18 protein-coding genes and 2 pseudogenes are annotated in these 13060 nt (G+C 57.1%); 14 read left to right on the plus strand and 6 right to left on the minus strand.

Going from position 1 to position 13060, the window contains the following annotated elements:
* Positions 1 to 334: 334 nt before the first annotated feature.
* From SH527x_RS03370 to SH527x_RS03390, 5 genes are all read left to right on the plus strand, one after another.
* Positions 335 to 784: a transposase gene (locus SH527x_RS03370; RefSeq protein ID WP_437193245.1), complete on the plus strand. Its 450-nt coding sequence runs from the start codon at positions 335 to 337 to the stop codon at positions 782 to 784.
* Entirely contained in the window at positions 682 to 1173 is a 492-nt protein-coding gene (locus SH527x_RS03375; RefSeq protein WP_437194573.1) for an IS5 family transposase, read from the plus strand. The genes SH527x_RS03370 and SH527x_RS03375 overlap by 103 nt, the downstream gene beginning before the upstream one ends.
* Before the next feature lie 350 nt (positions 1174 to 1523).
* Entirely contained in the window at positions 1524 to 1817 is a 294-nt protein-coding gene (locus tag SH527x_RS03380) for a hypothetical protein (RefSeq protein ID WP_437193246.1), read from the plus strand.
* A gap of 89 nt (positions 1818 to 1906) precedes the next feature.
* Positions 1907 to 2104 (plus strand): hypothetical protein, encoded by a 198-nt coding sequence (locus tag SH527x_RS03385; RefSeq protein ID WP_437193247.1) that lies wholly within the window; start codon positions 1907 to 1909, stop codon positions 2102 to 2104.
* Positions 2105 to 2117: 13 nt separating this feature from the next.
* Positions 2118 to 2282 carry a hypothetical protein gene (locus tag SH527x_RS03390; protein WP_437191154.1) on the plus strand — a complete coding sequence of 55 codons (165 nt, stop codon included), beginning with the start codon at positions 2118 to 2120 and terminating at the stop codon, positions 2280 to 2282.
* On the opposite strand, the gene SH527x_RS03395 is transcribed toward SH527x_RS03390, so the two are convergent.
* The gene (locus SH527x_RS03395) at positions 2279 to 2407 is read right to left on the minus strand and encodes a hypothetical protein (protein ID WP_437193248.1); all 129 of its coding nucleotides are present in this window, start codon (positions 2405 to 2407) and stop codon (positions 2279 to 2281) included. The two genes, SH527x_RS03390 and SH527x_RS03395, sit on opposite strands and share 4 nt — an antisense overlap.
* Here SH527x_RS03395 and SH527x_RS03400 point away from each other — a divergent pair.
* The 4 genes from SH527x_RS03400 (at position 2406) to SH527x_RS03415 (ending at position 5066) form a co-directional block, all read left to right on the plus strand.
* Positions 2406 to 2651 carry a MoaD/ThiS family protein gene (locus SH527x_RS03400; protein WP_437193249.1) on the plus strand — a complete coding sequence of 82 codons (246 nt, stop codon included), beginning with the start codon at positions 2406 to 2408 and terminating at the stop codon, positions 2649 to 2651. The genes SH527x_RS03395 and SH527x_RS03400 overlap by 2 nt on opposite strands.
* A 68-nt stretch (positions 2652 to 2719) precedes the next feature.
* Positions 2720 to 3796, plus strand: coding sequence for a hypothetical protein (locus SH527x_RS03405; RefSeq protein ID WP_437193250.1), 1077 nt, complete (start codon positions 2720 to 2722; stop codon positions 3794 to 3796).
* 76 nt (positions 3797 to 3872) lie between these two features.
* Entirely contained in the window at positions 3873 to 4319 is a 447-nt protein-coding gene (locus SH527x_RS03410) for a hypothetical protein (protein WP_437193251.1), read from the plus strand.
* 84 nt (positions 4320 to 4403) lie between these two features.
* Positions 4404 to 5066: a ThiF family adenylyltransferase gene (locus tag SH527x_RS03415; RefSeq protein WP_437193252.1), complete on the plus strand. Its 663-nt coding sequence runs from the start codon at positions 4404 to 4406 to the stop codon at positions 5064 to 5066.
* 333 nt (positions 5067 to 5399) lie between these two features.
* On the opposite strand, the pseudogene SH527x_RS03420 reads toward SH527x_RS03415, so the two are convergent.
* The 4 genes and pseudogenes from SH527x_RS03420 to SH527x_RS03435 form a co-directional block, all read right to left on the minus strand.
* Positions 5400 to 5528, minus strand: a pseudogene (locus tag SH527x_RS03420) (transposase); the annotation flags it as partial.
* Positions 5529 to 5727: 199 nt separating this feature from the next.
* Entirely contained in the window at positions 5728 to 6579 is an 852-nt protein-coding gene (locus SH527x_RS03425) for an integrase core domain-containing protein (RefSeq protein ID WP_437193253.1), read from the minus strand.
* A gap of 56 nt (positions 6580 to 6635) precedes the next feature.
* Entirely contained in the window at positions 6636 to 6857 is a 222-nt protein-coding gene (locus SH527x_RS03430; protein WP_437193254.1) for a hypothetical protein, read from the minus strand.
* Positions 6858 to 7645: 788 nt separating this feature from the next.
* Positions 7646 to 8134, minus strand: a complete 489-nt coding sequence (locus SH527x_RS03435) for a transposase (protein ID WP_437193255.1) — start codon at positions 8132 to 8134, stop codon at positions 7646 to 7648.
* A gap of 97 nt (positions 8135 to 8231) precedes the next feature.
* On the opposite strand from SH527x_RS03435, the gene SH527x_RS03440 reads away from it, so the two are divergent.
* The 3 genes and pseudogenes from SH527x_RS03440 to SH527x_RS03450 form a co-directional block, all read left to right on the plus strand.
* Positions 8232 to 8543: a transposase gene (locus SH527x_RS03440; protein ID WP_437193256.1), complete on the plus strand. Its 312-nt coding sequence runs from the start codon at positions 8232 to 8234 to the stop codon at positions 8541 to 8543.
* A gap of 609 nt (positions 8544 to 9152) precedes the next feature.
* Entirely contained in the window at positions 9153 to 10445 is a 1293-nt protein-coding gene (gene ltrA, locus SH527x_RS03445) for a group II intron reverse transcriptase/maturase (protein WP_437193257.1), read from the plus strand.
* A 91-nt stretch (positions 10446 to 10536) separates the two neighbouring features.
* Positions 10537 to 11412 (plus strand): annotated as a pseudogene (locus SH527x_RS03450) (IS3 family transposase); the annotation flags it as partial.
* On the opposite strand, the gene SH527x_RS03455 reads toward SH527x_RS03450, so the two are convergent.
* The gene (locus SH527x_RS03455; RefSeq protein ID WP_437193258.1) at positions 11379 to 12002 is read right to left on the minus strand and encodes an IS110 family transposase; all 624 of its coding nucleotides are present in this window, start codon (positions 12000 to 12002) and stop codon (positions 11379 to 11381) included. The pseudogene SH527x_RS03450 and the gene SH527x_RS03455 overlap by 34 nt on opposite strands.
* Positions 12003 to 12016: 14 nt before the next feature.
* Here SH527x_RS03455 and SH527x_RS03460 point away from each other — a divergent pair, with 14 nt between their 5' ends.
* Entirely contained in the window at positions 12017 to 12271 is a 255-nt protein-coding gene (locus SH527x_RS03460) for an RtcB family protein (RefSeq protein ID WP_437193259.1), read from the plus strand.
* Positions 12272 to 12396: 125 nt separating this feature from the next.
* Entirely contained in the window at positions 12397 to 13053 is a 657-nt protein-coding gene (locus SH527x_RS03465) for a DUF2726 domain-containing protein (RefSeq protein ID WP_437193260.1), read from the plus strand.
* The last annotated feature ends 7 nt before the right edge of the window (positions 13054 to 13060 follow it).

Genomic DNA, 13060 nt, shown 5'->3' on the forward strand with positions numbered 1-13060 from the left:
AACGAGTCTCAAGCAAGCACGAAGTTAGAGAAGTTCTCTCACTGCGATCATCGACATGGCCTCAACCCACACAACCAACGACGTTCCTACAGGGACTTGACGAGTCAGAATCGGACAACATTCGACAGGGACAAACCGTGACGGTTCAACTCGTACACACTTACTTATTCCCGAACTGTGAATTTTATTCCCGGGATTAATGCCTGCGTTCGGCAACCGGTCTGCGTTTCCTTCCGGTGCGGCTGTGATTGTCAGGAGCTAGTTTCACAACCTTTGAAATACTGAACAGGATTGGCAAGGAATGTGCCAATGAGCAAAGGGAAAGGAGACCCACATGCTCATTACCCTGTCCAAGTTGCCGACACGCCGTCGGCCGAACAAGACAGGGTCCAGGACGGCCCCGAAACCCTTTCTCTCTGACACGCAATGGCTTCTGATTGCGGACCTGTTTCCTGATCCCCCCATGGGCCCGCGTGGCGGACGCCCCTGGCGTTCCTCTCGTGAGTGTCTGGAAGGCATTCTCTGGGTACTTATTACAGGCGCACGTTGGAAAGATTTACCAGAACGATACCCCTCGTCGGTCACTTGCTGGCGGCGACATCGTGACTGGGCCCGCAATAGAGTCTTTCGCGCCGCCTGGGATCGCCTGCTGAGCAAGCTGCTCCAGCGAAGAGGCATCTGCTGGGAAGAAACGATCGGCGATGGCTCGTTTGCACGGGCAAAAAAAGGGGCGACGACGTGGGGCGTTGCCATCGTGGAAATGGAACCCGCATCCTCCTGCTGACTGATGGTCAGGGCATTCCACTCTCGGCATATACCACCGCTGCCAACCACAGCGAAGTGACCACGATCGAAACGTTGATCGACCAGTGCCCTCCGCATGGCAAGCCCCGACGCCTGCTCTATGACAAGGCTGCCGATGCGGACTGGCTGCGTGAGCACCTTCAGGCTCGTGGAATCGAACTCATCTGCCAGCACCGGGAGAACCGGATCCGGCCCCGTCTTCAGGATGGCCGCAGGCTCCGGCGCTATGGACGACGGTATCGAATCGAGCGGACATTCAGCTGGCTGCAGAACTGCCGCCGCGTGATCACTCGCTGGGAGTACTACGCCGAACTGTTCGAAGGATTCGTACACTTAGCCTGCCTGTACACCATCATTAAGGGGTTGTGAAACTACCTCAGGTCATTTCAGTGGGGAACGAGCGCTAAATATCGGGCTCATGGGTGTCATAATACATGATGTAGGAATGAGAAGAAAAAAGAGAAATTGGAATTAAAGTGCCGATCGCCGGCACATGGAGCGGCATCCGGTAGGCCTCCGCTGCGCCGTCTGCGTCGCGCTAAATTCAGACCTGAAACGTGTCATAATACATGATGCGAATATCATTGCATCGAGAGTGCCCCGGAGCATCCCGTTCACCCCGGCAGAGAGGACCCACCAGAGTCCTGTTTGCCGGGGTCTTTTTATGGGATGCACCGGATCGTCTGTTCCCTCTGCCTGCTGCTGTGAAAGGCCCTTCCATGCCCCCTCATTCCGCTGCTGTCCGTGCTCCCCGATTCCCGTTAGGTCAGGTCGTCGGCACTCCCGGTGTTCTGGAGATGCTCACCCCCGCCGAGGTCCAGCACGCCCTCGCCCGGCATCAGTCTGGTGACTGGGGAGACTGCGACCCGGCTGATGCTGCCGCCAATGACCAGTCGCTTCTGCACAATGAGCGGCTGCTGTCGGTCTACCACTCCGCTGCCGGCGTCCGCTTCTGGATCATCACTGAAGCGGATCGTTCGGTCACCACCCTGCTCCTCCCTGAGGAGTACTGACAGTGCTCGCTCTCCCTGCTGCCTGTCACGACTCCCCACCCGGGGAGTTTTTTGTTGCGCTCACCTCACTTTCACAAGGAACTTGTCTCATGCGTCAACGTGATCTCAACCGCTCGATCGCCCGTTCCACCGGAGAGAGCGTCACCACCATCTCCCGGATGGGCTTTGTCCCGCTGCTGCCGGAACCGAGCCAGCGGGAACCCCGGTTCCTCGACTGGGATCAGCTGGAACTGCTCCGGAATGGAGGGGCTCTTGCTCATCGCCCGTTCCGGTACCGCCGCTCCTGACCAGAAAGGACCTATGTCCGCTCGACAGAAATTGAATGTCGCCACGGTGAATGGCTGCCTGCTGGTAGCCGGAACAGTGGCCTACCTCGCCCAGTCCTGGACGCTGTTCGCAGGCCTGCTGCTCCTCCTGCTGCTGAGTGCCATCGGTACCGGCGGCATCCGCTTCCGCCGTCACTAGAGCAGCTTGCTCGACCGGATGTCCGAATAGCGGCTGTTTCGATTGATGACATGCAACTCGCCGCGTGGCGGAAGCGTGTCTTCCCGATCCCCTTTTCCCTGTTCTTTTGAAGAAAGCCCTTTCATGAAGATTCTGTTTCTCAACAACGATGGCGGCGGTTTCGCTGACCACATCGACATTGCTCCACAGACCACGCTCGCCCAGCTGTTCTCTGATCGTCTCCCCCATGCCTCTCCCTCCGACTACCTGATTCGTGTCAACCGCCAGCCGGCCCCCGCGGACTATGTCCTGCAGCCCGGCGACCGCGTCTCCCTCACTCCCACACGCATCGAAGGGGCCCTGTCGGGCCTCGTTCGGAACGCCTGCTAACTACGGTACCGGACAGGCAGTCGGTCCCGGACCGGCTGCCTATTCTTTGAACAGCCAGGAGAGTCCTCATGCAACACATCAACCGCACCCGCCTGCGGGTGGCGTGTGCCTTGCACCAGCACTATGAATACGGTTCCCGCGAACCAACCGCTCCTGATCCTCCCACCGAGCACTGGCAGCGACTCGCGACGCTCTGGCGTCAGCTGCAGCTCTGTGAGCGACGGTCCCTGCCGGCCACTCAGGAACGGCTTCAGGAACATTACCTGCAGACGCTCGAGTTCCTCGGCTCCCGCTGTCGGGCGCTGGTTGCTCTCAGTCAGACTTCACGCCGCTCCCCACCTCCCCCACTCCGGTCCCTGTACGAAGAACTGCTGGCTCTGGAGCAGGAGTTCCCCGAAGTCCGTTATGACCTGGCTGAGAAGACGGTGAGCATCATCACCGAACCGGTGATCCTTGAAGGCATCGAACTGGGCCCCTTCGAGATCCGGCTCGACTGGACCCAACTGCCGCTCACTCCTCCCTACGAAGTTCTGGCACTGGAGCCGCATCCTGCCGGAGATTCCCCCGGAACCACCCACCCGCATGTCCATGACCGCATCCTCTGTGAAGGGGAGGCCCGCGAAGCGATCCGGCTCGCGCTCGATCAGGGACGACTGGGGGATGTCGGTCTCCTGATCAATCAGGTGCTGCACACCTACAACCCCGGCAGTGCCTACACCAAGCTCGCCGACTGGGAAGGCGTCCCCTGTGCCGACTGCGGCGGTCCCTGCCCGGCCGAAGACCTCACGCCCTGCGTGGGGTGTGAGCAGAGTTCCTGTCCGGACTGCTGCTCCTCCTGTCGGGAGTGTGGTGACTCTCTCTGCTCTGCCTGCGAACAACGCTGCACCGACTGTCAGGAACCGCACTGTGCGGGGTGCCTGGAATCGTGTGCCGACTGTGGCCAAGAAGTCTGTCCTTCCTGTCGGACGGACGCTCTCTGCGGCCCTTGCCATGACCTGCAACAGGATCCTGAAGATGACGAAACAGACCTTCCGTACCAAACGCCTGCTCCGCCGCCACCTCCGTCGGCCCCGGGGGAGACGGTCCCCACGCCCGACCCTGACCTTCACCCCCACCGCCTGGGCCAAACTCCACTGCCTGCGTGATCTCGGACCGACAGAAGTCGGAGGCTTCGGGATCACGGACCCTGACCAGAGTCTCTGTGTCCAAGACATCCAGCTGGTGCAGCAGCGGTGCACCAGCGTCACCGTCAAGTTCGACGACACCGCTGTCGCCGAGTTCTTTGAGGCGCAGGTCGACCAGGGACGCCGTCCCGACCAGTTCGGCCGGATCTGGATTCACACCCATCCCGGTGACTGTCCGCGGCCCAGCGCCGTTGACCGGCGGACGTTCCAACGCTGCTTCGGGCGCTGTGACTGGGCGGTGATGTTCATCCTCGCCCGGGGAGGGGCCACCTTCGCCGAGCTGCACTGGCAACGGGGAGGTCCCGCCCGACTCCCGCTGCAGGTTGCAGTGGATTTCGCGCGTCCCTTCCCGGCAGCGGACTTCCCCCAGTGGGAACAGGAGTACTGCGACGCCGTGCAGGAAGAGGAGCTGTTCCTCGACAGACCAGAACCGCCGTTCGAGGAGTTCTTCACGAACGACCTGTTCGAAACTGCTGCGATTTGATTCCTTCACATCACTCACTCATCACCGCCTCATCCGGGAGAATTCTCTCCTGGATGAGGCGGTTTGCATTTGGAAAGGCCTCTCATGACAGATCGTTTCCTGCGGCAGCAGGATCTGGTCCCCCTCACCCGACTCCAGAGCCTCCGTCTCACCGTCATCGGGGTCGGTGCCATCGGCCGACAGGTCGCCCTGCAGCTGGCCGCCAGCGGGGCCCGCCGTATTCAGTTGATCGATCCCGATCACGTGGAACCGACCAACATCACCACTCAGGGCTACTTCCAGGAGGATCTGGGATCTCTCAAAGTCGATGCCACCGCCGCCCTCCTCTGGCGGATCGATCCCCAGCTCCATGTCGAGACGGTGGCCGATCGTTTCCGCTCCCGTCAGGAGACCAGCACCGTCGTCTTCTGCTGCGTCGATTCCATCAGCGCCCGGGCAGCCATCTGGCGGAGCCGCCAGCATCAGGTCGAGTTCTGGGGCGATGGCCGCATGCTCGGAGAAGTCCTGCGAATTCTCACCGCCACGGATGTGTCCTCCCGACAGCACTATGCCACCACCCTGTTCCCCCAGGCTCAGGCCCAGTCCGGCAGCTGCACCTCCCGCAGTACGATTTACTGCGCCAGCCTCGCCGCCGCTCTGATGGTTCACCAGTTCACAAGATGGCTCAGACACCTCCCCAACGACCAGGACCTCACCCTCAACCTCCTCGCCAGTGAACTGACCGTGGAAACGGAACCAATCCGATAAGCGGGATTTGCCAGCAAGGACAACGAGGGAGACTAAAGTGCGGGGAACCCCGCGAACTTTGGACGTCACTTGAGACGAAGCGATTACACAGCGAGCAACCCTGACGTCAACGCTGTCACTTCATCCTGACGGAAGAATGTGAGAGAGAGAGCGATCGCCCCAGGGCGGCCGCACCCTCTCTCTTTTTTAGAATTCAGTGTCCCATGGCATCATCAGGGCGACTCTGCGACTCCGAGTACGGCCGACAACACCCGTCTCTTCATCACTGAAACTCCGGAAATAGTTGCGGCATTCATTTGGAGTGAAGGTTTCGATGAGGGCTCCGATTCGTTACCAGAGGTTCTGAATGGTTCGTTCTGCGGATTTGCGGAGCAGTGCTTTCAGCTTCGAGAAGGCTTTCTCAATCGGATTGAAATCCGGTGAATAAGGCGGCAGGTAAAAGACGTTTGCTCCGACCCCTTCGGTGCAAATGATGTGAACAGGGAGAAGTACTTTGCAGTTTGGAGGTTTGGACAGAAATCGGCGACCAATAAAGTGCGCAGACCGATCGAGATGACTATCCATGTCACACGAAGATGCCGCCCCCGGGGGAATCATGATTGGCGTTGGTCACGCTGAAGTGGCCTGAAAGATATTGCAACTTGGGGGGCTGGAGGCTGTGTCAAGCGGCCTTCCGCTCGAAGCCCTTCACCAGTCCGCCCACAAAGGATTTCACTTCAATCTCTGCGAGACTGAGTGTTTCAATCTCCTCTGGCTCGTCATTCACCGGCGGCAGATGTCCGCAACACATGTGGCTACGGTGCTGATTGTAATACTCGGTGAATTCGGCTACGAGATAGTCCAGGTGCCCTCGCCCAAAGAGGATGAACTTCGCCAAGCACTCGTTCTTGATGGTCCCGATGAACTTTTCGCAGCGTCCATTCAGGTTCGGACTGCGTTTGGGGAGTTTGTTAGTTTGCAGACCATGAGACTTCAACGTCTCTGTGAATTCTCTGCTGAACTTGGTATCCCGGTCGTGGATGACAATCTCCGTTTTGTCGTCTCTGTCGGCCGTCTCGTCAATGAACTTCTTGGCCTGCTCACACACCCAGGCGGATGTCGGGTGTGTGGTTGAAGTGGAGGCAATGACCTCTCTCGTGGAAACACAGAGCCACACCAGAACATACATGTCCCGGAGTCCCCTGGTTGTGACCGTCTTCACGCTGAAGAAATCGCAGGCCCAGAGCGTCTCTTTGTGCCGTTCGAGGAAGTTGGCCCAGGAGTCGGAGGTTCGATTGGGGCCGGGCTGAATCCCCTCCTCTTTCAGAATGTTTCTGACGGTTTGCCGGCTGATCTTCTTGATTCCGAGCTTTCGTAACTCCCCAATGATCCGGGTGTAGCCAAAGCCCGTCACTTTGGCGATCTGAATGACGAGTTCGCGGATCTCCCGTGGTTTCCGCTGACCGCCTTTGGGATTCTGCTTTCGCTTCTGCTGCCCGCCTTCGATACGGAGCCAGCGGTAAAGCGTGCTCACACTGACGATCGTCAGCAACTCTTCAATAGCCCCACCGATGGCCTTGCCGAACTTGATCAGTCGTTCCTGCTCATCCGGGCCCTCAGGATCTTGTTCTCTTCTTTCAGAAACTGGATGTACTTCGCCAGTTCACGGTCCGTGGCCGAGGCAATCAAAGCCAGCAGTGGATGGAAAATCGCAGCCATATTGGTATTGTCGTAATCTGTAGTTTGGAACGCTTTTGCACATTGGTTGTACAGCACCTTGTGCTGAAAACGGTCCTCGAAAACCGTCTCCAAATTCCTGTTTTTTGAAGCATTGTTTTGGCGCAGTTACAGACCTGAAAACTGACACGATCTAACGTCCAGAAGTAGTCAGCAGGGAGCCGAAGCGATCCTCTGTAGAGGTGCGAAAGCCCTCTGAAAGCAGCTCGAATTTCTCTACGGAAAAATACGGAGAAACGAGCAAATTACGGAGCATACTCGCGTCAGAATGTGTGGTTTTGCAACGCTATGCGAAACCTGCTCTATAGCGTAAAATCAAGCCGTCCCGAGCCTTGAGACCGCTCGGACTGAAAAGTGCTATCCGTCTACGGAACCGTTCCTGAAAGAGTTTGTCAATGTGGAGTGGGTTTTCCTGGTGTAGGTCTGTAATGCGAGCGGCAAAGAGCCTGTCTTTGATTCGAAGTTCATGGTCTATGGGCTGAGTTGCTTGTCGTTGTTCTGAGTGATCATGTCACCGGTTGTCGTTGCTTACGGGATGTTGCAATCGTTCTTGTCGGACGCGATTGCTCCCCACACATTCCTTCGCGAGGCACGACCACTGCTGGCAGTGGTCGCTCTGCTGCCTTGAGCAGACGCGGAATTATCGAGATGCGAATTCCTCTCCGAAAAGTCTGCTCCATTCAAAGGGACGTGTCGGTCTGCTGAGAGACTCAGCAGCGACATCCACGGTTCCGTGCGAGCTGGACGGATCGGGAGGGATCTCAGGCGAGCTAACTCACCTGGATCGAACAACCGGGTGAAGGTCTCTGTAATAGATCTCCTTGGCCAAAATGGTGGCTGATGTTGATTCCCTTCTGAAGACTTCAGGCTGCTGCGATGGCCCGGCACTCAAAACAACTTTGCTGTTTACTGAGGATATGCCAGATCACCGTCGTCAGCTTCCGCATGACGGCCACCCGGGCCACCACCCCACTCCCCCGTCGTCTCTTGATCTTCTTGTACCATTCCCGCAGCCGACCATCCTTGCGGAGCACCTGATACGTCACCTGGGCAAGCAGCCAACGGGCGGTGTTGTTGCCAGCCTTGGTGATTCTCCCCAGCCGCTGATTGTTCTCCCCGCTGTTGCGACAGCCAGGAGTCAGGCCCCAGTAGTTGGCCAGACTTCCGGCCCGGGGAAATCGCTGCACATCCCCGATCCCAGCAGCCAGCGAGATGGCTGTGAAGGCCCCGATCCCGGGCATGGTCTTGAGCAACTGGGCATCGGGGTTGTCTCTCCCCCGCTGGGCGATGAGCTTCTCCAGCTCCAATAGTCTCTCCTGAATCTGCTTGAGATCGGCCAGCAGAAAGTTCATCTCCAGTCGATCGATCTGGGGCAGTGCAATCTGGAGTTCCCCAGGAATGGTGGGCGCTGGGTTAAGACCTTATGATTCCCAGTGAGGAGAGCATTGCATGTCGCAGAGTCGTCGTATTTTCACAGCGGAGTTCAAGCGTGACGCGTTGCAACTGATGCAGCGTGAAGGTCTTTCACAAGCCGAATTGGCTCGGCGTCTGGACATTGATCCGAGCACGATTCGCAAATGGCAGCGGCGACTGGAGTCTCAAGGAGAACAGGCATTTCCTGGCAAGGGGCAACTGGCTCCTCTGGAGGAAGAGAATCGACGTCTGCGGGAGGAGAATGCTCGACTCAAAATGGAGAGGGACATCTTAAAAAAGGTTGCGTCAGGCAAAGTTCAGGAGAGGGGGATTGTGATGAGTTCATGACATGAAACTTCTCGTTGGAACCCAGTGAGTTCATCTCACCCGGCAGAGCCTAACCAGCGGCCGGAAGCGAGTGTTGCGTGGTGTTCGGGTAACCGGCCCTGCGAAGCGTACACAGCGAGTCCAGAAGCCATGTTATTGAGCCTCGAAAGAGGAATTCACGTTGGAGCTTTCGTTTTCTTTTTAGCGGGAGCCGTGCTGTCGTCGCGATTGGGTGAGCGGCGATTGTCCGACCGGGGTCGAAGATCATGTGCAGATGGATATTGGGGTTCTCTGGAAACCTGGGAGGCCCTGTTGTTTCCTCGTGCAGAGTCCGGTTGAGAGACCGGAATAACAACTCTCGGTCCGTCGTTCGGTTGCGGTGACGACGGAAGACACGAAACGAACCGCAGCAACACGTGGTACCGCCGAGCGACGTGAACCGAAGCCAGGCGGGATGAATAACAGGGAGTCGGAGCGTTCTGATAGTACCGTCGAAGTCGGGGAACTCGCACTCAGCGAGGACCCAACGGAGGGAAGCGGAACGTCACATCAAACAACCGATGCTGGGAACTACGACAGGTGCTCAGAAACCTGAAAGACGTATCAACGAAACAGTATCGGATCGCCGAGTTGGCGAAACGTTCGCCGGAGTTGGTTTTCACAAGCCTTGCTCATCTGATTGATTTGGAGTGGCTGCTGGAAGCGTATCGCCGCACCCGCAAAGATGGTGCGGTGGGAGTCGACGGCCAGACGGCTGCTGACTACGAAGCTGATCTCACAACAAACCTGCAATCGTTGCTGGACCGAGTCCATTCGGGGACCTACTGCGCACCGCAAGTGCGTCGTGTCCAGATTCCGAAAGGGAACAGTCGTGAGACGCGTCCGATTGGAATTCCAACGTTTGAAGACAAGCTGCTGCAACGAGCAGTGCTCATGGTGCTGGAGCCGATCTTCGAACAGGACTTTAGTGACAGCTCGTACGGTTTTCGGCCCGGTCGCTCCACTCATCAGGCAATCGCGGCGACATGGAAACAGACAATGGATCTACGAGGTGGTTTTGTTCTGGAAGTGGATTTGCGAAAGTTCTTTGACACTCTGGACCACGGTCACCTACGAACGTTTCTCCAACGACGAGTTCGCGATGGCGTGATTCAACGCCTGATCGGCAAATGGCTGAACGCGGGCGTCATGGAATCGGGGAACATCAGTTACCCGGACTGTGGTAGCCCGCAGGGAGGAGTGATTTCGCCATTGCTGGCGAACATTTATCTTCATGCTGTTCTGGACGAGTGGTTCCACAACGACATTTTGCCGCGTATGCGTGCTCGAGCCTGTCTGGTTCGATACGCGGATGACGCGGTCATGATCTTCGAAGTGGAATCGGACGCTCGTCGTGTGTTGGCTGTGCTGGGCAAACGCTGCTCGAAGTATGGTCTGACGATTCATCCGGAGAAAACGCGGCTGGTCGATTTTCGGCGTCCGCTGTTCTCTCCGGGGCAATCTGGCAATGCTCCCGGCAGATCGGAGACATTCGACCTGCTGGGGTTCACGCATTTCTGGAGCCGCTCTCGTAGCGGCCAGCGAGTCGTCAAACGCAAGACGATGTCTTCCCGCCTGACTCGTGCTGTTCAAGCCGTTGACCGCTGGTGTAATGCCCATCGACATGATCGGCTGATCGACCAGCACGCTGCTCTGTGTCGGAAGATTCGAGGACACGATGCGTACTACGGAATAACGGGTAACGGAGAATCGCTGAAGAAGTTTCGCTTTCTGGTTCATCGCATCTGGCGTCGATGGCTGAGCCGCCGACACCGCAAGCGGAAGCTGGACTGGGACCAATTCAACCGACTGCTCACATCGTTTCCGCTCCCTCCACTGCGCGTTGTTCACTCAGTCCTTCGACGTCGCGAGGCGAATGTCTAATGTGAGGAGCCGTATGCTCTAATGCGAGCACGTACGGATCTGTGAGAGCCCGAGGCGAGCAATCGCCTCGGGCCACCTGGCCCACCGCGTTCTTCGCGAAGGAGTCGAAGTGAAGTACTGCTTTATTGATGATCATCGGGAGCAATGGCCGGTATCGGTGCAGTGTTCTGTGCTGCATGTGTCCCGCAGTGGATTCTACGCCTGGTGCCAGCGGGACGTGAGTGCCACTGCTCAACGTCGAGTGGAGTTGACCGAGCGAATCGAAGAGATTCATCAGGCCAGTCGTCAGACGTACGGTTCTCCGAGAGTTCACCTGGAGTTGGAAGCTCAGGGAGTTCACTGCAATCGCAAGACCGTGGAGAAATGCATGCAGGAAGCGGGAATTGTGGCCAAATCGCATCGCAAGTTTCGAGTCACGACAACCGATTCCAACCATGATCACCCGATTGCTCCCAACCTTGTGAACCGAGAATTCCAGGCTTCCGGCAAGAATCAGACCTGGGTGACCGATATCACTTATGTCCCTACGGATGAGGGCTGGTTGTACCTGGCTGCCGTGGAGGATTTGTTCACTCGAGAGATCGTCGGTTGGTCGATGTCGGAGAATATCGACAGTCGTCTAGTCGTGGATGCCCTGCAGATGGCGATCGCTCATCATTGTCCGGGAGAAGAACTGCTGGCTCATTCCGACCGAGGCGTCCAATACGCCAGTGAGCACTATCAACGACTTCTCAAAGAGCATGACATCACCTGTTCAATGAGCCGTAAAGGGAACTGTTATGATAATGCACCAATGGAATCGTTCTTCGCGACCTTAAAGAAAGAACTGGTGCATCACGAGCAGTACCAGACCCGCTCAGAAGCCCGAGCGAGCCTGTTTGAATACATCGAAGTGTTCTACAACCGGATCCGCAGACACTCCGCACTGAATTATCAATCACCAACCAAGTTCGCCGAGGCCGCATAACCACCACCCAGCGCCCACCATTCCTGGGGAACTCCAATCTCTCTGAGCCAGGCAATCGCCTTCGCGGTGGGGAAGGTCTTCGTCGGCAGTTCCCATTGCAGGTTGTGTCGCCGCAGGATGTGCTTGATCTTGTTGACCAGCTGCGTCTGAGTCTGACCGGCTTCTTTGCGCAGTGTGCTCAGCTTGCGGTTCTCCTGCTGGGTGGAGCTGCAGATGGTCACCTGCCGCAGTCCACGGACGGGTTTGCCTTCAAGAAATCGATCCCGGTTGACCCACAGGAGTTCACTGAGCGCTGCGGCATCACGCCGGTCGGTCTTGCAGCGTTTGCGTTCTTCCGGCTGAATCAGAATGACCTTGTGACAGCGGTAGTCCTGGAGCATGCGGATCAGCCAGTCGTTGAAGCCGCAAACTTCGACGACTGCGATGAACTGTTCTTCGCTCTGAGCACAACGCCGGGTGAGCTGATCGAAGAACTCGAGGACCTTCTCCGGCTGCGTGGAGACCTGTCGGGCGAGCAGCACGTCACCGCTCTGGTCACGGAGGGAAATGGTCAACTGTCGTGCATGTTGATCGATACCAAGAAAGAGCATGCTGCGGTTCTCCTGTGAGAAAAGGGTTAGGACACTCCCACACTGGGAAATCCCGCCCCACTTCGCAAATACTCTTTCATCGATATCAAAGGGCTGGCCGCACATTGAGCCGGGAAGCAGCTCGACACAGGATTAGCGTCCGACAGTTTGAACGTCAGCTGCAAGGAATCTGGTTTGACCATCGACGTAGTCATCAACTGCGTGAGGAAGCCCCCGCGGCTTACAAGGACATCGACGACGTTCTCCGTGCCCAGCGCGATCTCATTTAAATCACCCGCAGGCTACGGCCAGTGTTGAGTTACAAAGGAACGTGAAAGAGAAAGGAGAATGAATTATTGTGACTCACGGTTATGTCGTTTCACAATAACTTGTTAATTGAGGCGTTGAGGTTCTGATGGGCATACACGAACCAATTGGATGTCTGGGAGGGATCCTTCGTCTGCTGGGAATCGATCTGAGCAGTCGAACTCCAGCAGGTGCTCAAGAACTCCCCTACCGTCTCCGGGATGATTTTCTGTCGGCGGCAGAACTGTCGTTCTTTCGTGTGTTGGCGAGTGTCGTCCAGAACAAAGCGGTGATCTGTCCGAAGGTGCGGTTGGCAGACGTGTTCTTTGTCGCCCAACCTCACCAAAATCAATCTTATCGCAACAAGATTGACCGGAAACACGTCGACTTCCTGCTTTGCGATCCGCTGACCTTGAAACCGCTTTTGGGCGTCGAGCTCGACGATTCCAGTCATGCGCGGTCCACTCGGCAGGAACGGGACCCGTTTGTGGACGACGTATTCGAAGTCGCCGGATTACCACTTCTTAGAGTCCCTGCCCGTTCGACCTACTCTCCCAACGAGCTTCTCGGACTGATTGCTCCCCATTTCTCAGACCATGCTCACTCCCCACCGCAACAACGGATTTCAGAAACAGCCCATGTTCCCCTTTGTTCGAAGTGCGGCATGCCGATGGTTCGCCGTGTTTCATCCAAAGGGCAACATGCCGGTCAGTCCTTCTGGGGATGTCCAAACTACCCCAAATGCCGTTTGATCGTTTCCGACTGACGAATTG

It is taken from the genome of Planctomicrobium limosum (genome assembly GCF_051465645.1).
Classification (GTDB): domain Bacteria; phylum Planctomycetota; class Planctomycetia; order Planctomycetales; family Planctomycetaceae; genus Planctomicrobium.